Below are 21,735 nucleotides of genomic sequence, written 5' to 3'. Positions count from 1 at the left end.
GTCGAGCAGCGACCCGTCCCGCGGTCCGACGGCGGCCGGACGAGGAACGGTGACGGACGGGCGGAGGTCGGGGACCCGGTCGTCCGTGTCCCCGCGCTACGGTGACGGGCGTGAGCGCCCTCGCGAGCAGCACCGTGCTGGCCTACCTCCCCAGCCCGGACCGCGGAGTCTGGCACCTCGGACCGGTCCCGATCCGGGCGTACGCGCTCTGCATCATCGCCGGGATCGTCGTCGCGATCTGGTGGGGCGAGCGGCGCCTCGTGGCCCGCGGCGGCCCGGCGGGCACGGTGGTCGACGTCGCCGTGTGGGCGGTGCCGTTCGGCCTGCTCGGCGGCCGGCTCTACCACGTCGCCACCGACTGGCGGACCTACTTCGGGCCCGGCGGCGACCCGGTCAACGCGCTCAAGATCTGGGAGGGCGGTCTCGGGATCTGGGGAGCGATCGCGCTCGGCGCGGTCGGGGCCTGGATCGGCTGCCGGCGACGTGGGATCCCGCTGCCCTTCTTCGCCGACGCGGTGGCGCCCGGCATCGTCGTCGCGCAGGCGATCGGCCGGCTGGGCAACTACTTCAACCAGGAGCTCTACGGCGCCCCGACGACGCTGCCGTGGGGCCTCGAGATCTACGAGCGAGTCGACCCCGTCACCGGCGCGTCGGACCCGCTGGGCGGGGTGGCCGTCGACACCGCGAACCCGATCGCGATCGTGCAGCCCACGTTCCTGTACGAGCTGATCTGGAACCTGATCGTCGCCGCCGTGATCGTGTGGGCGGACCGGCGGTTCCGGCTCGGCCACGGCCGTGTCTTCGCGCTCTACGTCGCCGGGTACACGCTCGGGCGGTTCTTCATCGAGCTCATGCGCACGGACCCGGCGACCCGGGTGTTCGGCGACATCCGGATCAACGTCGTCGTCTCCGCCCTGGTGTTCCTGCTGGCCGTGCTCTACGTCGCGCTGGTCCGCAAGCCCCGTGAGGTGCTGCCGCCCGAGGTGGCGAACCCGGACGGCGAGCCCGAACGCGTCGAGCCCTCCGACGAGCGCGCGCGCGACCCGGAGGTGCCGGAGGGCTCCGGCCGGGCGGGCGACCGCTCACCATGACCTCCGTGACCGCGCGCTTCGAGGGCTTCGGCGACGGCGCCGTCGAGTTCTACGACGGCCTGCTCGCCGACAACAGCAAGGCGTACTGGACCGATCAGCGCGAGATCTACGAGACCCACGTCCGCGCCCCGATGACGGCGCTGCTCGACGAGCTGGAGGCGGAGTTCGGGGCCGGCAAGGTCTTCCGCCCGTACCGCGACGTCCGGTTCGCCCGGGACAAGTCGCCCTACAAGACCCACTGCGGCGGGTTCGCCCCACCCTTCTACGTCCAGGTGGGCCCCGACGGTCTGCTGGCGGCGGCCGGGTACTACGGGATGGCGCCCGACCAGGTCGCCCGCTACCGGGCCGCGGTCGACGACGAGCGGCGGGGTGAGGCTCTGCGCGGGATCCTGCAGGCCGCGGAGAAGGCCGGGCTGACCGTCGGCGGGGAGCAGTTGCGCACGAGGCCGAAGGGCACGAATCCCGACCATCCGCGGCTCGACCTGCTGCGGCACAAGGGGATCATGGTGTCGCGCCGGTGGCCGCCGGACGACGCGCTGCACGAGCGCACGTGCCTCGACCGCGTCCGCCGCACCTGGCGCACCGCCCGGCCACTGGCCGAGTGGCTCGCCGACCACGTGGGCCCGAGCGAGCAGCCCCGGCGCTGAGCTCGAGGACGCACCAGGGCCCGACGACGCGCTCCGGGCCCGTCTGAGCGCAGTATGGTTCCATAACGCGCTTCGCGGTCCGATCTGAGCGCAGTATGGTTCCATAACGCGCTCGAGGGGTCGACTTGAGCGCACTATGGTTCCACGGTGCGCTCCGCCGACCCGGCCGAGCGCGCTACGGCTCCTGACGCGGCCGCCCCGGCGCTACCGCCGCGCCTGCCGCACGAGCAGCTCGTGCAGGGCGATGCCCAGCGACACGCCCACGCAGTCCACGACCGCGTCGAGCACGTCGGGGCTGCGCCCGATCGGCAGGAGGCCCTGCAGGACCTCGGACAGCCCGGCGTACCCGGCGAGCGCGAGGACCAGTGGGAGCGGCGGCACGCCCGCCCACCGCCCGGTGAGGCCCAGCAGAGCGAACACACCCAGATGGACGAGTTTGTCGACCCCTGGTGGGGCACTCGGTACACCGGACGCCGGTAGGAACAGCACGACCAGGCTGACCAGCACCGCAAGGCCGAAACCCAGCCGTCCCACTGTTCGACTTCCTCCAACCTGATCGTTACAGAGAGCGCGCTAGGCTGAACGTCGTGACCCGTCGCACCAAGATCGTCTGCACCATCGGTCCGGCCACCGCCACGCCCGACCGTATCCGGGAGCTGGTCGCGGCCGGCATGGACGTGGCCCGGCTCAACTTCAGCCACGGCACGCGCGAGGACCACAAGCGCGTGTACCAGATGGTGCGGGAGGCGGCCGACGCCGAGGGCCGCGCCGTGGGCATCCTGGCGGACCTGCAGGGGCCGAAGATCCGGCTCGGCACGTTCGCCGACGGGCCGACGGAGTGGCAGACCGGCGAGGAGGTCCGGATCACGGTCGAGGACTGTGCCGGCACCCACGACCGGGTCTCCACGACCTACCAGGGCCTGGCCCGGGACGCCCGGGCGGGGGACCGGCTGCTGGTCGACGACGGCAAGGTCGGCCTGCGGGTGGTCGACGTCGAGGGCGACGACGTGGTCTGCCGGGTCACCGAGGGCGGCCCGGTCAGCAACAACAAGGGCATCTCGCTGCCCGGGATGAACGTCTCGGTGCCGGCGTTGTCGGAGAAGGACCTCGCGGACCTGGAGTTCGCGCTCACGCTGTCGGTCGACGTGATCGCGCTGAGCTTCGTGCGCAGCCCGGCGGACATCGACGGGGTGCACCGGGTGATGGAGAAGGTCGGGGTGAAGCTCCCGGTCGTGGCGAAGCTGGAGAAGCCGGAGGCCGTCGACAACCTCGAGGCCATCGTGCTGGCCTTCGACGGGGTGATGGTCGCCCGCGGCGACCTGGGCGTGGAGCTGCCGCTGGAGAACGTGCCGCTGGTGCAGAAGCGGGCGATCCAGATCGCCCGGGAGAACGCCAAGCCGGTCATCGTGGCCACCCAGATGCTGGACTCGATGATCACCAACTCGCGGCCGACCCGCGCCGAGGCGAGCGACGTGGCCAACGCGGTGCTCGACGGGGCGGACGCGCTGATGCTCTCCGGCGAGACCGGCGTGGGCCGCTACCCGATCAAGACGGTCCGCACGATGTCCACGATCATCGAGGCCGTCGAGGCGGGCCCGGCCACCGTGCCCCCGCTCAACCACGTGCCGCGGACCAAGCGGGGCGTGCTGTCCTACGCCGCGCGGGACATCGGCGAGCGCCTCTCGGCCCGCGCACTGGTCGCCTTCTCCCAGTCCGGGGACACCGTGCGCCGCCTGGCCCGGCTGCACACCCGGCTGCCGCTGCTGGCCTTCACCCCGGCCCCCGAGGTGCGCAGCCAGCTGGCGATGACGTGGGGTGTGGAGACGTTCCTGGTCGAGGCCGTCGACTCCACGGACGCCATGGTCCGCCAGGTCGACCACGCCATGCTCTCGATCGGCCGGTTCCAGCCGGGCGACCTCGTCGTGATCGTCGCGGGCTCGCCCCCCTCCACGGTGGGTTCGACCAACCTCATCCGGGTCCACCGGCTGGGCGAGGAGGACCACGCCTGATCCTGTCGGGGGTCCGCGGGTTTGACAGGATCCGGACGTGACCGAACTGCCCGACCCCGGGATCCTGCTCGACGTCGACGGCGTGCCCCGCGGGCAGCGCGTGCTCGACGAGCTCATGCGACTGCTCGAGCTGGAGCAGCTCGAGGTGGACACGTTCCGCGGCACCAGCCCCACCACCTCGCCCGTGCGCGTGTTCGGCGGGCAGGTCGCGGCACAGGCGCTGGTCGCCGCGGGGCGCACGGTCGAGCCGGATCGCGGCGTGCACTCGTTGCACGCCTACTTCATCCGGGGCGGCGACCCCGGCCGGCCGATCGTGTTCCGCACCGAGCGGGTCCGCGACGGCCGCTCGTTCAGCACCCGCCGGGTGCTCGCGATCCAGGGCGGCGAGGCCATCTTCGCGCTGTCGGCGTCGTTCCAGCTCGCGCAGGAGGGGCTGGAGCACTCCGTGCCGATGAGCGACGGGGTGCCGACCCCGGACGAGCTGCCCAGCATCGGCGACCGGGTGCTGGCCGGGGCCGGGGCCGGGTGGATCGAACAGGTGCCCCGCTCGCTGGACATCAGGTTCGTCGACGAGCCGGTGTGGACCGAGGACCGGGTCGCCACCGACGACCCGATGCGCGCCTGGATGAAGGCCGACGGGCGGCTGCCCGACGACCCGCTGCGGCACGTCTGCCTGCTCACCTACATCTCCGACCTCACCATGCTCGGCTCGGTGGTGGGCCGCCACGACCTGACGAGCACGTCCGTGCAGATGGCGAGCCTCGACCACGCCATGTGGTTCCACCAGCCCTTCCGCGCGGACGAGTGGCTGCTCTACGAGTGCTGGAGCCCGGCGGCGTCGGGCGGGCGCGGGCTGGCCCAGGGCCGCTTCTTCGCCCGCGACGGGCGGCTGGTGGCCAGCACGATGCAGGAGGGCCTGGTGCGGCTCCCGCCCCGCTGACGCCGGTCGGCACCACCGAGCTCGCGCCGTCGAGCCGGAAGGGGAGCGCGGTGCGGCCGTCGCCGGGTGTCGGGCCGGAGAGGCAGGATGGGGTCATGAGCGACACGGCGGACGCGACCGGCGGCCGGGAGCGCAGGGATCGGGCCTGGGGGTTCAACACCCGGGCGGTGCACGCCGGGGCGGTGCCGGACTCCGCGGTGGGTGCCCGGGCCGTCCCGATCTACCAGTCGACGAGCTTCGTCTTCGAGGACACCCAGGACGCGGCGAGCCTGTTCGCGCTGCAGAAGTACGGCCTGACCTACAGCCGGATCGGCAACCCGACGGTCTCGGTGCTGGAGGAGCGGCTCGCGAGCCTCGACGGGGGCATCGGCGCGGTGGCCACCGCCAGCGGGCAGGCCGCGGAGTTCCTCACCTTCGCCTGTCTGGCCGGGGCGGGGGACCACGGCGTCGCCGCGTCCGGGTTGTACGGCGGGACGATCACCCAGCTCGACGTCACCCTGCGCCGCTTCGGCGTCGACACCACCTTCGTCACCGGGCGGAGCGGAGGGGGAGCCCGCATCGGCACCGGGCGGAGCGGAGGGGGAGCCCGCATCGGCACCGGGGGAGACCCGGCCGACTACGCCGCGGCGATCACGGAGAGGACGAAGTTCCTGTTCACCGAGGTCGTCTCCAACCCCGGCGGCGAGGTGGCGGACCTGGCCGGGCTCGCCGACGTCGCGCACGCGGCCGGCGTCCCCCTGGTCGTCGACGCCACTCTGGCCACCCCGTACCTCTGCCGGCCGATCGAGCACGGCGCCGACATCGTGATCCACTCCGCCACCAAGTTCCTGGGCGGTCACGGCACCACGCTCGGCGGCGTCGTCGTCGAGTCCGGGCGGTTCGACTGGGGCAACGGCCGGTTCCCGTCGATGACCGAGCCCGTCCCCAGTTACGGCGGGCTCACGTGGTGGGGGAACTTCCAGGAGCTCGGCTTCCTCACCAAGCTCCGCGCCGAGCAGCTGCGCGACATCGGGCCGGCCCTGGCCCCGCACTCGGCGTTCCTGCTGCTCCAGGGCGTGGAGACGCTGCCCTTCCGGATGCAGGCTCACGTGACCAACGCCCGCCGGGTCGCGGAATGGCTGCACGCCGACCCGCGTGTGGAGTACGTGCGGTACGCGGGCCTGCCCGACCACCCGCACCACGAGCGGGCGCGGCGGTACCTGCCCGAGGGCCCGGGCGCGGTCTTCAGCTTCGGTGTGAAGGGCGGCCGCGCGGCCGGGGCGCGATTCATCGAGTCGGTCCGGCTGTGCAGCCACCTGGCCAACGTCGGAGACGCCCGCACCCTCGTCCTGCACCCGGGCTCCACCACCCACCAGCAGCTGACCGCCGAGCAGCTCGACGCGGCCGGAGTGCCCGAGGACCTGATCCGGATCAGCGTCGGGCTCGAGGACGCCGACGACATCATCTGGGACCTCGACCAGGCGTTGGCCGGGGCCGCGAAGGAGAGCGCATGAGCTGGCAGAACCCGTCGGCGCTGGAGCGGCAGCGGATCCTGCGCGACACGCGCACGATCGCGATCGTGGGGGCCTCGCCGAACCCGGCGCGGGCATCGAACTTCGTGGCGACCTACCTGCTGTCCAGCACGGACTACGAGGTCTGGTTCGTGAACCCGAACGCCACCGAGGTCCTCGGCCGCCGGGTGTACCCGTCGCTGGCGGACTGCCCGGGCGTGCCCGACCTCGTCGACACCTTCCGCCGCCCGCAGGACCTGCCCGCCGTGCTCGACGAGGTGCTCGCGCTCGGGTCGGACGCGCAGGGCGTGCGGACGTGGTGGCTGCAGTTCGGGCTGTGGGACGAGGACCTGGCGGCGAAGGCCGAGGCCGCGGGCCCGACCGTCGTGATGGACCGGTGTCTGAAGGTGGAGCACGCCCGGTTCGCCGGCGGGCTGCATCTCGCCGGCTTCGACACCGGGGTCATCAGCTCCCGCCGCCGGGACTGACGGCACGGCCGGACGGGCGCCCCGGACCGTGCGGCCCGGGGCGCCCGCACGGTCAGCTCAGCACCTGGTTCTGGGTCAGGAAGGCCTTGGCGACCTCGGCCGGGTCGCCGCCGTTGAGCTGGACCTCCTGGTTGAGGGCCTGCATGACCTTCGTGGTGAGCAGGCTCGACACGCAGTCGAGGGTCTGGGAGAACTCCGGGCCCTGCGCGTCGGCCACCGACTGCTTCACCACCGGCGCCACGTACTGGTAGCCGAAGATGTGCTTCGGGTCGTCGAGCGTGGTGTAGTTGCCGGTGGCCAGCTGCCCGTCGGTGGAGAAGGCGTCGGCCGCGTTGGCCTGGCCCTGGTCGAGGACCTGGTAGACCAGGCCGGGGTCGACACCGATGAACGTGATCCCGGTCAGCCCGTAGTCGTTCTTCATGCCGACGAGGCCGTTCTGCCGGGTCTCGAAGGGCGGCTGCGCCGCGAGCGTGATGCCGCTGCCCGCGTCGCCGACCTTGGCCAGGTCCGCGACCGAGGTCAGCCCGTTCTGCTGGGCGAAGTCCGACTTCACGATGATGACGTCGGTGTCCTCGAACGGGGTCTGCTTGAAGATCGTGGCCTGGCGCTCCTGGGCCTCGAACTGCTTGACCGTGTTGTAGGTGTCCTCGGGGGAGGAGCCGACCGGCTTGCCTGCGATGCTGCTCTCGATCTCACCGAGGTACTCGGCGTAGGCGTCGATCTGGCCCGCCTGGAAGGCCCGGTCGATGACCTCCGAACCGCCGATGTTCGACTGGTAGGACACGTCGTAGCCGCGGGACTTCAGTGCCTGGGTGTAGAGCTCGCCGAGGACGAACTGTTCGGAGAAGTTCTTGCTGCCGAACCGGACCGGTGGTTTGCCCTCGCCGGGGGTCCCCGAGGGACAGCTGACGTTCTGCGCCGTCACCGGCGTGATGACGTCCTCGGCCGCGGGCTGCGCGCCGGCGCTCGGCGCGGCCGACCCGGGGGACCCGGACGAGCTGCCGCCACCGCAGGCTGCGACGACGAGGGCCAGTGCCGCGACCCCCGCGGCGAGCGCGGCCGCCCTCCCGCGCCGGCCGATGATGCTCTCGGACATGAGGATCCTTCCTGTGATGGGAACTCAGGCCGCCGTGCCGGGGGAGATCTTCATCCCGGCCGGGGTGACGGCGCGTTGCACGAGCAGCAGCAGGCCGTCGACCGCGAAGGCCAGGACGACCGCCAGCACGGTGTAGGCCAGCAACTGCGAGACCGGCAGCGTCGGGTTGGTGATGACCGATCCGAGCGTGTGCGGGTAGCCCGCGGTGCCGGCGAGGTAGGCCGTCGCGATCACGAAGACCGTGCCGGTCCGGATGCCCGCCATGATCAGCGGGATCGCGTGCGGCAGCTCGACCTGCGTGAGGACCTGCCAGCCCGTCATGCCCATACCGCGCGCGGCCTCGACCGTGCCGGCCTCGACCTCCGCGACCCCGACGTAGGTGTTGGTGAGGATCAGGGGCAGCGCGAGGATCACCAGCGCGACCATGATGTTGACGAAGCCCACGCCGTAGAGCCCGATCCCGATGGCGATGATGGCCAGGGTGGGCAGGGCGCGGAGCACGTTGGCCCCGTTCACGGCGAGCAGCGCGAACCGGCGGGTGTGGCCGATGGCCGCACCTAGCGGCACGGCGACGGCGATCGCGATGGCCACCGACACCAGGGACAGCACGAGCTGGCCCGCGACATCGCCCAGCACGCGGGCGGGGTCGTCGGCGAGGAACCGCCAGGCGTCGACGAGGATCACCTAGGCACCTCCCCGCCGGGCCCGCGCCCACGGCGTGACGAGCGTCGTGAGGCCGACGATGAGCGCGTCCGCCACGAGGGCGAGCAGGATCGCCAGCACACCCGCCGAGATCAGGCCCGAGATGAACGTGTTGCCGATGTAGAAGAGGATCGACTGGCCGAGCCCGTAGGGCGCGATGTACGCCGCGAGCGTGGCCAGCGAGATCGTGGTGACCGTGACGACGCGCAGACCGGCCATCACCGCCGGCAGGGCCAGCGGGAAGGTGATCCGCACCAGGATCTGCCCGGGGGTGAGGCCCATGCCGAGCGCCGCGGCCCGCACCTCCGGCGGCACCGAGCGCAGGCCCGTGAGCGTGTTCCGGAACAACAGCAGCAACGTGTAGCCGACCAGGGCGATCTCGATGGTGAGCAGGCCGATCCCGGTCACCGGGATCATCAGCAGGAAGAACCCGAGCACCGGGATGGTGTAGAGGATCGTCGAGAACACCACGGCGGGCGTCTCGAGGCGCGGCAGGCGGTAGGCCAGGAGCGCCGCGGGCAGCGCGATGACCAGCCCGATCACGATCGCGATGGCGCTGACGTAGACGTGCTGCACCAGCTCGGTCGCGAACCGGTCCCAGTGGTCGGCGAACCAGTCCCAGCAGAAGGTCTCGTTGGCCCGGCAGCCCGAGTCGTTGCCGAAGTCCGGGATGACCGGTCCCCGCGGCGCAACGGTGTTCACGAGCCCGCCGCCTCACGGATCTCCGCCAGGGTGACGGCGCCGGCCTGCCGACCCTCCTTCGTCACCCCCAGGACCTCCGCGTGGGCGGACAGCAGCACCGACAACCCGACGCGCAGGGAGGTGTCCGCCGACACCGACGGCGCGCCGGGCGGCGCCTCGCGTCCGGGATCGGCCAGCTCGCCCACGCTGCGCAGGGAGAGCCGCTTGAGCCCGCGGTCGGCGCCGACGAAGTCCGCGACGAAGTCGTCGACCGGGTCGCCGAGCAGCTCGTCCGCGCTGCCGTACTGGGCGAGCCGCCCGCCGGGCCGCAGCACGGCGATCTTGTCGCCCATCTTGATGGCCTCGTCGACGTCGTGGGTGACGAAGATGACCGTCTTGCGGATCTCGTTCTCCAGTGACAGGAACTCGTCCTGGATCTCGGCGCGGGTGATCGGGTCCAGGGCGCCGAACGGCTCGTCCATGAGCATCACCGGCGGGTCCGCGGCCAGGGCGCGGGCCAGGCCGATGCGCTGCTGCTGGCCGCCGGAGAGCTGGGCGGGGTAGCGCTTCGCGTAGCCGCGGTCGAGGCGGACCAGGTCGAGCAGCCGGTCGGTCCGCTCCGCTATCCGCTCCCTGTCCCAGCCGAGCAGCCGGGGGATCGTGCCGATGTTGGCGCCGATCGTCATGTGCGGGAACAGCCCGACCTGCTGGATGACGTAGCCGATGCCGCGGCGCAGGGCGGTCACGTCGTAGCTCAGCACGCTGTGCCCACCGATCAGGATGTCCCCGGAGGTCGGCTCGATCAGCCGGTTGACCAGTTTCATCGCCGTCGTCTTGCCGCCCCCGGAGGGCCCGACCAGGCAGCAGGTCTCCCCCGGGGGCACGGTCAGTGACAGGTCGTCGATCGCGGGGGAGTCCTGCCCCGGGTACCGCCTGGTGACGTGGCGGAACTCGATCGCGAGCGCCTCGCCCGCGCCGGCGGGTTCCTCCTGCGTGGCCGGACGGGTCATCCGTCGAACCTCCCGTGCCCCGGATGGGTCATCCGTCGAGCCCTCCCGTGGCTGTCGCGGTGGCGACGCGTCCGGGGTGGGCGGAGGTGGCCGCGCTGACGGCGCCCACCGGTACACGCGTCGTGATGCGCAACGCACCCTAGCCACGACCGGGTGTATCGGTGCGTCGTGAAATGCGATCGTGACCCTGGGCCCGAAACTGTCCGGAAGGCCGGGAATGCGAAGAATCCGTGCCGTGGGCGAGTCGTGCCGGTTCAGTGCCGACCCGGCGCCGCTCCCGCTCCGGTGCCGCTCCGGTGCCGATTCAGTGCCGATTCAGTGCCGATTCAGTGCCGATTCAGTGGAAGAGCAGGCGGTCGAGGATCAGGGTGACGGCCCGCAGCACCCAGAAGGCCGGGGCGGCGAGGAGGAAGAGCTTCCACAGCTCCGGCCAGCCCCGCTGCCGGGCGGCGTACCAGGTCGGCCAGGCGGCGAGGACCACGGCGATGAGGATCCAGCCGACCTGGATCAGCAGGCCCGTGCTCCCGCCGTTCTCGCCGAACACGACCTGCAACGCGAAGGCGATCACGCCCCAGCCGAGCGCGCCGGACAGGGCCCGGTGGTAGGGGACGCCGGCCGTCGGCGCCGGCTCGCTCGTCCGCTTCGCGCTGCTGTCCTGCTCCGCCACGGGGTAGACCCTATCCGGGCTGGTCAGCGCGGGGGGGGCGGAGGTCGGCGGCGGTGGGCTGCCGTAGGTCAGCCGGCGCAGCAGCACCTCGGCGGGCCCGCGCCGGCCCGCGCGGTCCAGCAGCGTCGCGACCAGCACGGACGCCCCCCAGGTCGCGAGCGCGAGCAGCGCGGCCCCGGGCACGCCGATCCGGGCGCCGAGGCCCAGCGTCCACGCCGGCAGCAGCGCGCAGAACACCACGGACTGGGCGAGGTAGAAGGTCAGGGACCGGCGGCCCGTCGCCACCAGCGCCCGGCCGACGGGGCCGGCGGCGCGGGTGGCGAGCAGGCCGAACAGCGCGGCGTACCCGATCCCGCCGGCGAGCCCGCCCACCGCGTGCAGCAGCCCGAGCAGGGCCGACAGCCCCGCCGACGGGTGCCACCACCCCGCCGCGGCCACCGCGAGCGGGAGTCCGGCGACGACCGCCACGGCGAGCCCGCCCACCGCCGCCCGGGTGAGGGTCCGGCGGTGCCGGTCCGGCTCGTCGAGCAGCCCGTGCCGCGCGGCCAGGGCACCGACGGCCAGCATCCCGGCGGTGAACAGGGCGGAGGAGAGCGTGCCGGCGAGCCACTCGCCGATGTGCACGACCAGCGCGGTGCCGACCTGCCCAGCGGCGACCGAGGGCAGGGTGAGTGCGCCCGTCCGCAGCCCGGTGCCCGCGCCGAGCAGGACCGTCACCGCCACGCCGACGGCCGCGATCGTGCGCAGCGTGACCCCGGTCCCGCGGACCAGGACCCCGGCCAGCAGGACCAGGAGCAGTCCGTAGGCGCCCACGATGTCGCCGGGGAACAGCAGGATCCCGTGCACGGCGCCGATCGCGACCATCCACGCTCCACGCCGGCGCAGCAGCCGGACGGCCGCGCCCGGATCGTCGCGCCGGCGGGCGAGCTGGACCGCGCCGTAGCCGACGAGCAGCGCGAACAGCGGGTAGGCACGCCCGTCGACCAGCACCATCTGCAGGAGGACGACCGTCCCGCCCACGCCCCCCGGGTCGTCCGGATATCCACGGACACCGGGAGCGGCCAGCAGGAACAGGTGCACGTTGGCCAGCGCGATCAGCAGCAGCATCGCGCCCCGGGCGAGGTCGGGGGCGACCGCCCGGGCAGAGAGCGGCAGGGGAGCGGTCACGCCCGGATCATCCCGCGACGCCCGGTCCGGGTCCTCCCGGGGAGCGCATCCGGCGACGGGTCGGACGTCACACCGGAACGCCCACGACCGGGGTGATCCCCGTCGCGGCAGACCGGCCCACGGAGGGCTAGCCTCACGGCGTGTCCACTCCTGTCACCGTCACTGTCACCGGAGCCGCTGGCCAGATCGGTTACGCGCTGCTCTTCCGGATCGCCTCCGGGCAGCTCCTGGGGTCCGACACCCCGGTGAAGCTGAACCTGCTGGAGATCCCGCAGGCCGTCAAGGCCGCCGAGGGCACCGCGATGGAGCTGAGCGACGGCGCCTTCCCGCTGCTGGCCGGCGTCGACATCTTCGACGACGCCACCAAGGCCTTCGACGGGGCGAACGTCGCCCTGCTCGTCGGCGCCCGGCCCCGCACGAAGGGCATGGAGCGCGGCGACCTGCTCGAGGCCAACGGCGGCATCTTCGCCCCGCAGGGCAAGGCGATCAACGCCGGCGCCGCGGACGACATCAAGGTCCTGGTCGTCGGGAACCCGGCGAACACCAACGCCCTGATTGCGCAGAGCGCCGCACCGGACGTCCCGGCCGAGCGGTTCACCGCGATGACCCGCCTCGACCACAACCGCGCGCTCGCGCAGCTGTCGCAGAAGCTGGGCGTGCCGGTGTCCGAGATCACGAGGATGACGATCTGGGGCAACCACTCCGCCACCCAGTACCCGGACCTCTACCACGCCGAGGTCGGCGGCAAGATCGCCGCCGAGCAGGTCGAGGAGTCCTGGCTGCGGGACGAGTTCATCCCCACCGTCGCCAAGCGCGGCGCGGCGATCATCGAGGCCCGCGGCGCGTCGTCCGCGGCGTCGGCCGCCTCCGCGGCGATCGACCACGTGTACACCTGGGTCAACGGCACCCCCGAGGGCGACTGGACCTCGATGGCGGTCCCGTCCGACGGGTCCTACGGCGTGGCCGAGGGCGTCATCTCGTCCTTCCCGGTCACCACGACGGACGGCAGGTACGAGATCGTCCAGGGCCTGGAGATCGACGACTTCTCCCGCGAGAAGATCGACGCCTCGGTCGCCGAGCTGGTCGAGGAGCGCGAGGCCGTCAAGGGTCTCGGCCTCCTCTGACGTCGCTCCCCCGTACTGCACGAACGGCACTCTTGTGCGGACCTACCTCACGAGAGTGCCGTTCGTGCATTCGGGCCCAGGTCGCCGCCATCGCACGAACGGCACTGTTGTGCGGACCTACCGCACAAGAGTGCCGTTCGTGCAGTCGGGGCCGGGCTGCTACTCGGCGAGGACCGCGATCGCGAAGGACTCGCCGGGCAGCGTGATGTCCGACTGCTCACTGGCCGTGGGCTCACTCGCCAGCAGGATCCGGGTGATCGTGGCCCCCAGGTCGATCCGGACCTCCTCGGTGCCGAGGTTCACCAGCACCCGCAGCCGACCGCGGTGGATGACCAGTGTGCGGGCCTCGGGGTGGACGTCGACCGTGACCTCGTCGAGCCAGGGGTCGGAGAGCTCCGGCCAGGCCTTGCGGACGGCGACGAGCTCCTTGTGCATCGCGAGCAACGTCGCGTGCGGCTCCTGCTCGTGCTCGGTCCAGTCGAGCTTCGAGTCGAGGAAGGTGCTCTCGGCGTTGGGGTCGGGGACCTCGACGTCGCCCCAGCCGTGCTCGGCGAACTCGGCGGTGCGGCCCGTGCGGACGGCCTCGCGCAGCCCCTCGTCCGGGAAGTAGGAGAAGAACTGCCAGGGCGTGCGGGCGCCCCACTCCTCGCCCATGAACAGCATCGGGGTGAACGGCGAGGTGAACAGGATCGCCGCACCGCAGGCCAGGATGCCGGGGGAGAGCACCTGGGTGAGCCGGTCGCCGGCGGCCCGGTTGCCGATCTGGTCGTGGTTCTGCAGGTAGGTCACGAACCGGTGACCCGGGATCCGTGCGGTGTCCACGGGCGCGCCGTGGGTCCGCTTGCGGAAGCTCGACCAGGTGCCCTCGTGCAGGAAGCCGCGGGTCAGCACGTGCGCCAGCCCCGCGAGGTCGGCCTCGGCGAAGTCGGAGTAGTAGCCCTGGCCCTCGCCGGTGAGCACGCTGTGCAGGCTGTGGTGGATGTCGTCCGTCCACTGGGCGGTCATGCCGAGTCCACCGCCTTCCCGCGCCGTGATCATCCGCGGGTCGTTGAGGTCCGACTCCGCGATGAGCGACAGCGGCCGCCCGACATGGGCCTCCAGCGCCGCCACCTCCACCGCCAGCTGCTCGAGGACGTGCTGGGCACGGGTGTCCCGCAGCGCGTGCACGGCGTCGATGCGCAACCCGTCGACGTGGAAGTCGCGCAGCCACATCAGCGCGTTGTCGATGGCGAACCGGCGCACCTCGTCCGACCACGGGCCGTCGAGGTTGAGCGACGGGCCCCAGATGTTGCTGCCCGCGAAGTACGGCCCGAACCTGTCGAGGTAGGCCCCCGACGGGCCGAGGTGGTTGTAGACGACGTCGAGGATCACGCCGAGCCCGCGGGCGTGCGCGGCGTCGACGAACCGCTTGAAGCCGTCCGGGCCGCCGTAGTTCTCGGTGACGGCGTACCAGCCGACGCCGTCGTACCCCCAGTTGCGGGGACCGTCGACGGCGTTGACGGGCAGCACCTCGACCATGTCGATCCCGAGCCCCACCAGATGGTCCAGCTTGTCGATGGCGGAGTCGAAGGTGCCCTCGTCCGTGAACGTGCCGATGTGGCACTCGTAGAGCACGCTGCCGGCCAGCGTACGCCCGGTCCACCCCTGGTCGGTCCACCAGAAGGCGTTCTGGTCGTAGCGCCGGGACGCCGAGTGGACGCCGTTGGGCTGCCACGACGAGCGCGGGTCCGGCAGCGGGGTGGGGTCGTCGTCGATCAGGAAGGCATAGGCCGAGCCCGGCCCGTTGTCCTCGACGTCGGCGCGCCACCAGCCGCCCGGTTCCCGCCGCATCGCGTAGGTCTCGCCGTCCACCAGGACCCGGACCCTGTCCTTCTCCGGCGCCCACACCGCGTACTCAGCCACGGGGGGAATCCTGCCCAACGGACGGCGGCCGTGCCCGCGCGGGCCACGTGACACCCGGCGCAGTCGTCGGCGAGGGGTTCCCGCCGCCACCGCGCGGCCGGAACCTGGGCGGGACCGCCGGCCGGTCGGGGGGCACGGAGTCGGTCGGGGATCCCGGCAACGGGGTTCCGGTGGGACGGGGGACGAACCCGGACCTCTGCGCGTTGCGGTATCGACCGTAGGAACGCACGTGGATGCCGGAATCGGCCGTTCAGCCGCTTTTCTCCGGAAGATATCCCGAGGCCGAGAAGTACCTGTGCCGAACGACTCCCGGGACGGACGCCACCCGGCCGATGTCGTGCGCCTCCAGGGTCGGCTGCATACTGCCGCCGATCCGGGGTAGGCACGACGGGTGCCCGGATACCGGCACCACGCCCTGATCCACGACACGTCCGACGACCTGCTCCGCGCGGCCGTGCCGTTCCTGCGGGCCGGACTCGCCGGCGGCGACACCGCGGTGCTCGTGTGTCGTCCCGAGCGCAACGCCCAGATCGGGGAGGCGCTCGGGCCGGACGCGGGGGTCGCGGTCCTCCCGCAGGGCGACATCTACCTCCGGCACGCGTACGCCGTGGCCACCTACCGCGCGATGATGCGCCGGCATCTCGACACCGGGACGGGCCGGGTGCGGCTCGTCGGCGAGGTGGACTTCGGGGCCGGCCCGGACACCTGGGACGAGTGGATCCGGTTCGAGTCCGTGGTGAACGCGGTGCTCGCGCCCTACCCGCTGTCGAGCGTGTGCGTCTACGACACCGCCGTGCTCCCGGAGGCGGTGGTCGCGTCCGCCGAGCAGACCCATCCGATGCTGCTCACCCCGACCGGCCCGCGGCGCAATCCGCGCTACGTCCCACCGGAGGCCTTCCTCCGCGCCGAGCCGGAGCGCGACCCGCTGGAAGCCGGTGCGCCGACGGTCGAGTTCGGCGTCCTCGGCACCCTCGGGGAGATCACCGGGCTGCGCCGCCGGATGCGCGCGACACCGGCTCTGACCGGGCTCCCCACCGGCCGGACGGACCTCGTGGCGGCCGTGGCGGAGGTGGCCGCCAACGGTCTCGTCCACGGGCGCAGACCCGTCCGCGTGCGCATGTGGGTCGCGTCGACCCGGATCCTCTGCACCGTCACGGATCAGGGGCCGGGGTTCGACGGCGGCCTCGCGGGATACGCCCCGGTCGACACCGACGACCCGCAGCGCACCGGCGCCGGGCTGTGGCTCGCCCGGCAGAACTGCGACCGGCTGGAGACGGCGAGGACGCCGGAGGGCTTCGTCGTGCGTCTGTCCCTCGACGTGCCGGGGTCCGCCGTCCGGGCCCCGCACGCCGCCGAGGCCCGTGCCGAGACGGCACACCGGCGTGCCGAGAAGGCTCATCGGCGGGTGCGCGAACTCGAGCGGGCGGTCGCCCGGCTCGACGCCCGCATGGCCGCGCGCCGGCACCGCCGGCGACGTCCTCCGCCCGCGCCCGGCCCGATCGGGCGGCGGTGACCCGCGTCCGGTCGCCGGGCGCCAGGCGGGTACGACCGCCGCCACCGGTGCTCGACGCCGAGCCCGACGGCCCGGCGCTCCCGCCGGATCAGGCCGGGCGGACGAGCAGGGCGACGGGGTAGCGCGCCAGCAGGGTGCCCAGGCGCGGCGCGCCGCCGTCGACCGGGGTGTCGGTGATCATGTCGTGCCAGTCGGCGGCGCCGTCGGGCAGCGGGAGGACCGTGTCGGCCCAGCCGCCCTTCGCCTCGAGCCCGACCGGAAGCCGGGTCGCGAGGGCGACGAGCCTGGGGCTGCGGGTGAACGCCACCGCGTGCTCGGCCGTGCGACCCTGCGCCGGCACGGCTCGGTAGCCGTGGAACAGCTCGGGGCGGTAGCGCCGCAGCCGCGCCGCCGTGGCCGTGACCAGCAGCTTCGCGGCGCCTTCGCTCGCGGTGTCGTCGATCTCGGGCAGCCAGCCCTCGTCGAGCCGGGCGAGCAGCCGCTGCCGGGCCGCGAAGTCCACGGGGCGCCGGTTGTCCGGGTCGACCAGGGAGTACTCGAACAGCTCGGTGCCCTGGTAGACGTCCGGCACGCCGGGCCCGGCGAGCTGCAGGAGCTTCTGGCCCAGGGAGTTCGACCACCCCGGCCCGGAGATCCGCCGGACGAACTCCGCGATCTCGGCGACCAGCTCGGCGTCGCCCAGGACCTGCTCCGGCCAGGCCGCGACCGCGGCGTCGACCTCGGGCACGGCCTCGACGTGGCTGGTGGCGAGCTTGGCCTCCTTCGCGGCCTTGCCGAGGTAGCCGGCCAGCCGATCCGCCGGGATCGGCCAGGCCCCGACCACGCTCTGCCAGGCCAGCAGCTCCAGCGACCGTTCGGGCAGCGGGTGCCGTGCCGACCAGCGGCGCACCTTCTCGACCCACTCGCCCGGGATCTCCGCGAGCACGGCCAGTCGCGCCCGGACGTCCTCCGAGCGCTTGGTGTCGTGCGTGGAGAGCGTGGTCATGGTCCGCGGCCATCCGGCCTCGCGGGCGGAGAGCGCGGCGTGGAACGCCGCGGGGGCCAGCCCGAACCGGCCGGGGTCGCCGCCGACCTCGTTGAGCGCGACGAGCCGGTTGTACCGGTAGAACGCGGTGTCCTCGACGCCCTTGGCCATCACCATGCCGGAGGTCTGCTGCACCCGGGTGGCGAGCAGGCCCTCCGGGTCGGCGAGCATCGCCGCGTGGATCGCCTCGAGGAGCGGGGCGAGGTCCGGCCGGTGCGTCCGTGCCACGGCGACCGCGGTGTCCAGCGCCTCGCGGCCCTCGGGCAGGTAGCTGCGGTAGACCGGGAACCCGCACAGGAACTCGGCGACCGCGTCCCGCACCCGGTTCGCGGCCTCGCCCGGCTCCTCCTCGGTCGACGGCGCGGCCTCGGGCACCGGCACGAGTGCGGCGATCCGGCGCACCTCGGCGGCCAGGATCGTGTCGGCGACCTCGCGGCGACCCTGATGCTCGACGGCGTGCGACGACGTCTTCGCGCCGGTGTGCTCGGCCGCGAACTGGGTCAGCAGCCCGGCGCCCGACGGGTCGACGAACACGCCCTGGACGTCGGCCAGCGCCTCGTACCCGGAGGTCCCGTCGCACGGCCAGGAGACCGGCAGCTCCTCGCCGAGGTGCAGGATCTTCTCGAGCAGCAGCCAGCGGTCCGGCCCGATCGCCTCGCGCAGCCGGCGGACGTAACCGCCCGGGTCGGACAGCCCGTCCGGGTGGTCCACGCGGAGGCCGATGATCGTGGGCTCCTCCGCCAGCCAGCGCAGGATCTCGCGGTGGGTGTCGGCGAAGACCTCGGGCACCTCCACGCGCACCGCGGCCAGCGTGGAGACGTCGAAGAACCGCCGGTAGGTCAGCTCCGCAGCCCCGCGCTTCCAGGACACGAGCCGGTAGTGCTGCCGCTCGTGGATCTCGGCGACGGCCCCGTGCTCGGTGCCCGGCGCCAGCGGGAAGGCGTGCTCGTAGTACCGCAGCTCGCCGTCCTGCACCGACAGCTCGGACAGGGCCTTCGGCTCGTCGGCGTCGAGGATCGGCAGCAACACCGGACCGGCCGCCCAGTCGATGTCGAAGTGCCCCGCGAAGCGTGAGCCCTGCCCGTGCCGCAGGACGTCCCACCACCAGGGGTTGGCCTTCGGCACCTCGACGCCGAGGTGGTTGGGCACCACGTCGAGCAGCAGGGTCAGACCGGCCTCGCGCAGCCGGGCCAGCAGGGCGGCCAGCCCCTCCGGGCCGCCACGCTCGGCGGAGATCCGGGTGGGGTCGACGACGTCGTAGCCGTGGTTGGAGCCGGCCCCCGACTCCAGCAGCGGCGACGCGTACAGCGCGCCGGCCCCCAGCCGTTCCAGGTACTCGACCAGCCCCTGGGCGTCGGCGAAGGTCTGGTCCTTCGAGAACTGCAGGCGGTAGGTGGAGGACGGGACGGGGCGCGCCATCAGACGGTCCGCTGGAGGACGAGGAGGGAGCGGGCGGGCACGGTGTGCGTGGCTCCGGCCCTGGTCATCGGGGGTTCGGCGGCGACCACGCCGGGCGCGGTCGACAGGGTGACCACCTCACCCGCGGCCGTGTCGACGACGATCGCCCACTCCTTGCCGTACTCGGCGGTCGGCAGGGTCACCTCGATGTCCTCCCAGTGTGCGTTGAAGGCCATGAGGAACGAGTCGTCGGTGACCCGTTCGCCCCGCGGGTCCAGGTCGGAGATGCCCTCGCCGTTGAGGAAGGCGATCACGCACCTGCCGAAGCCGGAGTCCCAGTCCTGCTCGGTCATCTCGGTGCCGTCCGGGGTGAACCACGCGATGTCCGCCAGCGAGTCCCGCCGGCGCGGGGCGATCGGCCTGCCCTGGAAGAACCGGCGCCTGCGGAACACCGGGTGCGCGTGCCGCAGGGCCGCGACCCCGGCGGTGAACCCGACAAGCCCGGCGTTCTTGCCGGCCAGCGACCAGTCCACCCAGGCGATGTCGTTGTCCTGGCAGTAGACGTTGTTGTTGCCGCCCTGGGTGCGGCCGAGCTCGTCGCCGTGCAGCAGCATCGGCACGCCCTGGCTGAGCATGAGCGTGGTGAGGAAGTTGCGCTGCTGGCGGGCGCGCAGCTCCAGCACGGCGGCGTCGTCCGTGGGGCCCTCCACACCGCAGTTCCAGGAGCGGTTGTGGCTCTCGCCGTCGTTGCCGCTCTCGCCGTTGGCGTCGTTGTGCTTGTCGTTGTACGAGACGAGGTCGGCCAGGGTGAACCCGTCGTGCGCGGTCACGAAGTTGATCGAGGCGTACGGGCGGCGGCCGTCCTCCTGGTAGAGGTCCGAGCTGCCGGTGAGCCGCGAGGCGAACTCGCCGATCGTGCCCGGCTCGCCGCGCCAGAAGTCCCGGACGGTGTCGCGGTACTTGCCGTTCCACTCGGTCCACAGCGGCGGGAAGTTGCCGACCTGGTAGCCGCCGGGCCCGACGTCCCACGGCTCGGCGATCAGCTTGACCTGCGAGATCACCGGGTCCTGTTGGACGAGGTCGAAGAACACCGACAGCCGGTCGACGTCGTAGAACTCGCGGGCGAGGGTGGAGGCGAGGTCGAAGCGGAAACCGTCGACGTGCATCTCCGTGACCCAGTACCGCAGCGAGTCCATGATCAGCTGCAGGGTGTGGGGGTTGCGGACGTTGAGCGAGTTCCCGGTGCCCGTGTAGTCCATGTAGTAGCGCGGGTCGTCGTCGACCAGCCGGTAGTAGGCGTGGTTGTCGATGCCGCGCATGGACAGCGTCGGACCCATGTCCGAGCCCTCCGCGGTGTGGTTGTAGACGACGTCGAGGATCACCTCGATGCCCGCCTCGTGCAGGTCGCGGACCATCGCCTTGAACTCGTGCACCTGGCTGCCGGGCCGGCTGCTGCGCATGGTGTAGGCGTGGTGCGGGGCCAGGAAGGCCAGGGTGTTGTAGCCCCAGTAGTTGGAGAGGCCCTTCTCCTGCAGGTGGTGGTCGTCGAGGAACTCGTGCACCGGCATGAGCTCCACCGCCGTGACGCCGAGCCGCTGCAGGTGCTCGATCATCACCGGGTGTGCCAGGCCGGCATAGGTGCCGCGCAGCTCCTCCGGGATCTCGGGGTGCGCGATCGTGAGGCCGCGCACGTGCGCCTCGTAGATGACGGTCTCGTGGTAGGGGATCTTCGGCGGGCGGTCCGAGCCCCAGTCGAAGTAGGGGTTGACGACCACGGACTTGGGCACGAACGGCGCCGAGTCGCGGTCGTTGCGCGAGAGCGGGTCGCCGAAGTGGTAGCCGAAGACGGCCTCGTCCCACCGCACCGGCCCGTCGAGCGCCTTGGCGTACGGGTCGATCAGCAGCTTGTTCCGGTTGCACCGCAGGCCCTGCGCGGGGTCGTACGCCCCGTGCACCCGGTAGCCGTAGCGCTGGCCGGGCTCGACGGTCGGCAGGTAGGCGTGCCACACGAAGCCGTCGACCTCGGTGAGGGGGACCCTGGTCTCCTTGCCCCGCGGGCTGAACAGGCACAGCTCGACCTTCTCGGCGGCCTCGGAGAACACGGCGAAGTTCGTCCCGGCCCCGTCGTAGCTCGCACCCAGGGGGTACGGGTTGCCCGGCCACGGACGCATGCGATCCCTACTTCCCGGCGGCAGCCCGCCGACCGTCTCGGTTGTGCTCGGCACTACTGGAGGAACCCGGCAACGCTACCGGGGCCGCCGGTCAGGAGTCGGCGAGCCGCGCGGGGAACCCGCCCGTCGCCACCGGGCTCCACCGGGTGGGTGTGACGCGGATCAACGCTTTGCCCTGGTCGCGCATCGCCTGCCGGTACTCCACCCAGTCCGGGTGCTCGCCGGAGATCGCGCGGAAGTAGTCGACCAGTGGCTCGACGGCCTCCGGCAGGGTGATCAGCTCGGCCTCGCCGTCGACCTGGACCCACGGGCCGTTCCATTCGTCGGACAGCACGACGACCGAGGCGGTGCCGGTCCGCGCGACGTTGCGGGCCTTGGCCCGCTCCGGGTAGGTGGACATCACGATCCGGCCCTGCGCGTCCACCCCCGCGGTGACGGGGGAGCCCTGGACCCCGCCGTCCGACCGGGTGGTGAGCAGGACGACCCGGTGCCGCGGGCGGAGGAACTCCAGCAGCTCCTCCCGGTCGACGGTCGTGTTCGTGGCGATCGTGCGGGGCATGGCGGGAACTCTAGGAGAGCGCACCGACGGCCGCCCCCCGCAACGGCGCCGGGCCG

At 72.6% G+C, this 21,735-nt stretch carries 18 protein-coding genes; 8 read left to right on the top strand and 10 right to left on the bottom strand.

Annotated elements, in window-relative coordinates; genetic code table 11:
• The first annotated feature begins 101 nt into the window (after positions 1 to 101).
• Entirely contained in the window at positions 102 to 1,091 is a 990-nt protein-coding gene (gene lgt / locus ACL02T_RS11145) for a prolipoprotein diacylglyceryl transferase (protein ID WP_412830579.1), read from the top strand.
• Complete coding sequence (locus ACL02T_RS11140; protein ID WP_412830578.1) at positions 1,088 to 1,738, top strand: DUF2461 domain-containing protein; 651 nt, start codon at positions 1,088 to 1,090, stop codon at positions 1,736 to 1,738. Before lgt ends, ACL02T_RS11140 begins: the two co-directional genes overlap by 4 nt.
• A gap of 204 nt (positions 1,739 to 1,942) precedes the next feature.
• On the opposite strand, the gene ACL02T_RS11135 is transcribed toward ACL02T_RS11140, so the two are convergent.
• Positions 1,943 to 2,272: a VanZ family protein gene (locus tag ACL02T_RS11135; RefSeq protein ID WP_412830577.1), complete on the bottom strand. Its 330-nt coding sequence runs from the start codon at positions 2,270 to 2,272 to the stop codon at positions 1,943 to 1,945.
• 53 nt (positions 2,273 to 2,325) lie between these two features.
• Between ACL02T_RS11135 and pyk the strand changes: the two genes are divergently transcribed.
• The 4 genes from pyk to ACL02T_RS11115 all read left to right on the top strand — a co-directional run bounded on the left by pyk (position 2,326) and on the right by ACL02T_RS11115 (position 6,665).
• Positions 2,326 to 3,747 carry a pyruvate kinase gene (gene pyk / locus ACL02T_RS11130; RefSeq protein WP_412830576.1) on the top strand — a complete coding sequence of 474 codons (1,422 nt, stop codon included), beginning with the start codon at positions 2,326 to 2,328 and terminating at the stop codon, positions 3,745 to 3,747.
• A 37-nt stretch (positions 3,748 to 3,784) separates the two neighbouring features.
• A complete protein-coding gene (locus tag ACL02T_RS11125) occupies positions 3,785 to 4,687 on the top strand; it encodes an acyl-CoA thioesterase (RefSeq protein ID WP_412830575.1) in 903 nt (300 codons plus the stop codon).
• Positions 4,688 to 4,782: 95 nt separating this feature from the next.
• Positions 4,783 to 6,180: an O-acetylhomoserine aminocarboxypropyltransferase/cysteine synthase family protein gene (locus ACL02T_RS11120; RefSeq protein ID WP_412830574.1), complete on the top strand. Its 1,398-nt coding sequence runs from the start codon at positions 4,783 to 4,785 to the stop codon at positions 6,178 to 6,180.
• A complete protein-coding gene (locus tag ACL02T_RS11115; RefSeq protein ID WP_412830573.1) occupies positions 6,177 to 6,665 on the top strand; it encodes a CoA-binding protein in 489 nt (162 codons plus the stop codon). The genes ACL02T_RS11120 and ACL02T_RS11115 overlap by 4 nt, the downstream gene beginning before the upstream one ends.
• 52 nt (positions 6,666 to 6,717) lie before the next feature.
• On the opposite strand, the gene ACL02T_RS11110 is transcribed toward ACL02T_RS11115, so the two are convergent.
• The 5 genes from ACL02T_RS11110 to ACL02T_RS11090 form a co-directional block, all read right to left on the bottom strand.
• The gene (locus ACL02T_RS11110; RefSeq protein ID WP_412830572.1) at positions 6,718 to 7,761 is read right to left on the bottom strand and encodes an ABC transporter substrate-binding protein; all 1,044 of its coding nucleotides are present in this window, start codon (positions 7,759 to 7,761) and stop codon (positions 6,718 to 6,720) included.
• A 24-nt stretch (positions 7,762 to 7,785) separates the two neighbouring features.
• Positions 7,786 to 8,445 (bottom strand): ABC transporter permease, encoded by a 660-nt coding sequence (locus tag ACL02T_RS11105; RefSeq protein ID WP_412830571.1) that lies wholly within the window; start codon positions 8,443 to 8,445, stop codon positions 7,786 to 7,788.
• Entirely contained in the window at positions 8,446 to 9,165 is a 720-nt protein-coding gene (locus ACL02T_RS11100) for an ABC transporter permease (RefSeq protein ID WP_412830570.1), read from the bottom strand. It lies immediately after the preceding gene.
• Positions 9,162 to 10,154, bottom strand: a complete 993-nt coding sequence (locus ACL02T_RS11095; RefSeq protein ID WP_412830569.1) for an ABC transporter ATP-binding protein — start codon at positions 10,152 to 10,154, stop codon at positions 9,162 to 9,164. Before ACL02T_RS11095 ends, ACL02T_RS11100 begins: the two co-directional genes overlap by 4 nt.
• A 337-nt stretch (positions 10,155 to 10,491) precedes the next feature.
• Positions 10,492 to 11,988 (bottom strand): DUF418 domain-containing protein, encoded by a 1,497-nt coding sequence (locus ACL02T_RS11090; protein WP_412830568.1) that lies wholly within the window; start codon positions 11,986 to 11,988, stop codon positions 10,492 to 10,494.
• 140 nt (positions 11,989 to 12,128) lie between these two features.
• Between ACL02T_RS11090 and ACL02T_RS11085 the strand changes: the two genes are divergently transcribed.
• Positions 12,129 to 13,112: a malate dehydrogenase gene (locus ACL02T_RS11085; RefSeq protein ID WP_412830567.1), complete on the top strand. Its 984-nt coding sequence runs from the start codon at positions 12,129 to 12,131 to the stop codon at positions 13,110 to 13,112.
• A 159-nt stretch (positions 13,113 to 13,271) separates the two neighbouring features.
• On the opposite strand, the gene treZ is transcribed toward ACL02T_RS11085, so the two are convergent.
• Positions 13,272 to 15,014: a malto-oligosyltrehalose trehalohydrolase gene (gene treZ / locus ACL02T_RS11080; protein ID WP_412830566.1), complete on the bottom strand. Its 1,743-nt coding sequence runs from the start codon at positions 15,012 to 15,014 to the stop codon at positions 13,272 to 13,274.
• 391 nt (positions 15,015 to 15,405) lie between these two features.
• On the opposite strand from treZ, the gene ACL02T_RS11075 reads away from it, so the two are divergent.
• The gene (locus tag ACL02T_RS11075) at positions 15,406 to 16,527 is read left to right on the top strand and encodes an anti-sigma factor RsbA family regulatory protein (protein WP_412830565.1); all 1,122 of its coding nucleotides are present in this window, start codon (positions 15,406 to 15,408) and stop codon (positions 16,525 to 16,527) included.
• A gap of 88 nt (positions 16,528 to 16,615) precedes the next feature.
• On the opposite strand, the gene treY is transcribed toward ACL02T_RS11075, so the two are convergent.
• From treY to ACL02T_RS11060, 3 genes are all read right to left on the bottom strand, one after another.
• Positions 16,616 to 18,970 carry a malto-oligosyltrehalose synthase gene (treY, locus tag ACL02T_RS11070; protein WP_412830564.1) on the bottom strand — a complete coding sequence of 785 codons (2,355 nt, stop codon included), beginning with the start codon at positions 18,968 to 18,970 and terminating at the stop codon, positions 16,616 to 16,618.
• Positions 18,970 to 21,120, bottom strand: coding sequence for a glycogen debranching protein GlgX (gene glgX / locus ACL02T_RS11065; RefSeq protein WP_412830563.1), 2,151 nt, complete (start codon positions 21,118 to 21,120; stop codon positions 18,970 to 18,972). Before glgX ends, treY begins: the two co-directional genes overlap by 1 nt.
• A gap of 91 nt (positions 21,121 to 21,211) precedes the next feature.
• The gene (locus tag ACL02T_RS11060; protein WP_412830562.1) at positions 21,212 to 21,679 is read right to left on the bottom strand and encodes a PPOX class F420-dependent oxidoreductase; all 468 of its coding nucleotides are present in this window, start codon (positions 21,677 to 21,679) and stop codon (positions 21,212 to 21,214) included.
• Positions 21,680 to 21,735: the final 56 nt, after the last annotated feature.

The sequence above is a fragment of the Pseudonocardia oceanicola genome (assembly GCF_047200735.1).
GTDB lineage: Bacteria > Actinomycetota > Actinomycetes > Mycobacteriales > Pseudonocardiaceae > Pseudonocardia.
Note: the sequence above shows the minus strand (reverse complement) of the source record. Positions and strands in the feature narration are given on the sequence as shown.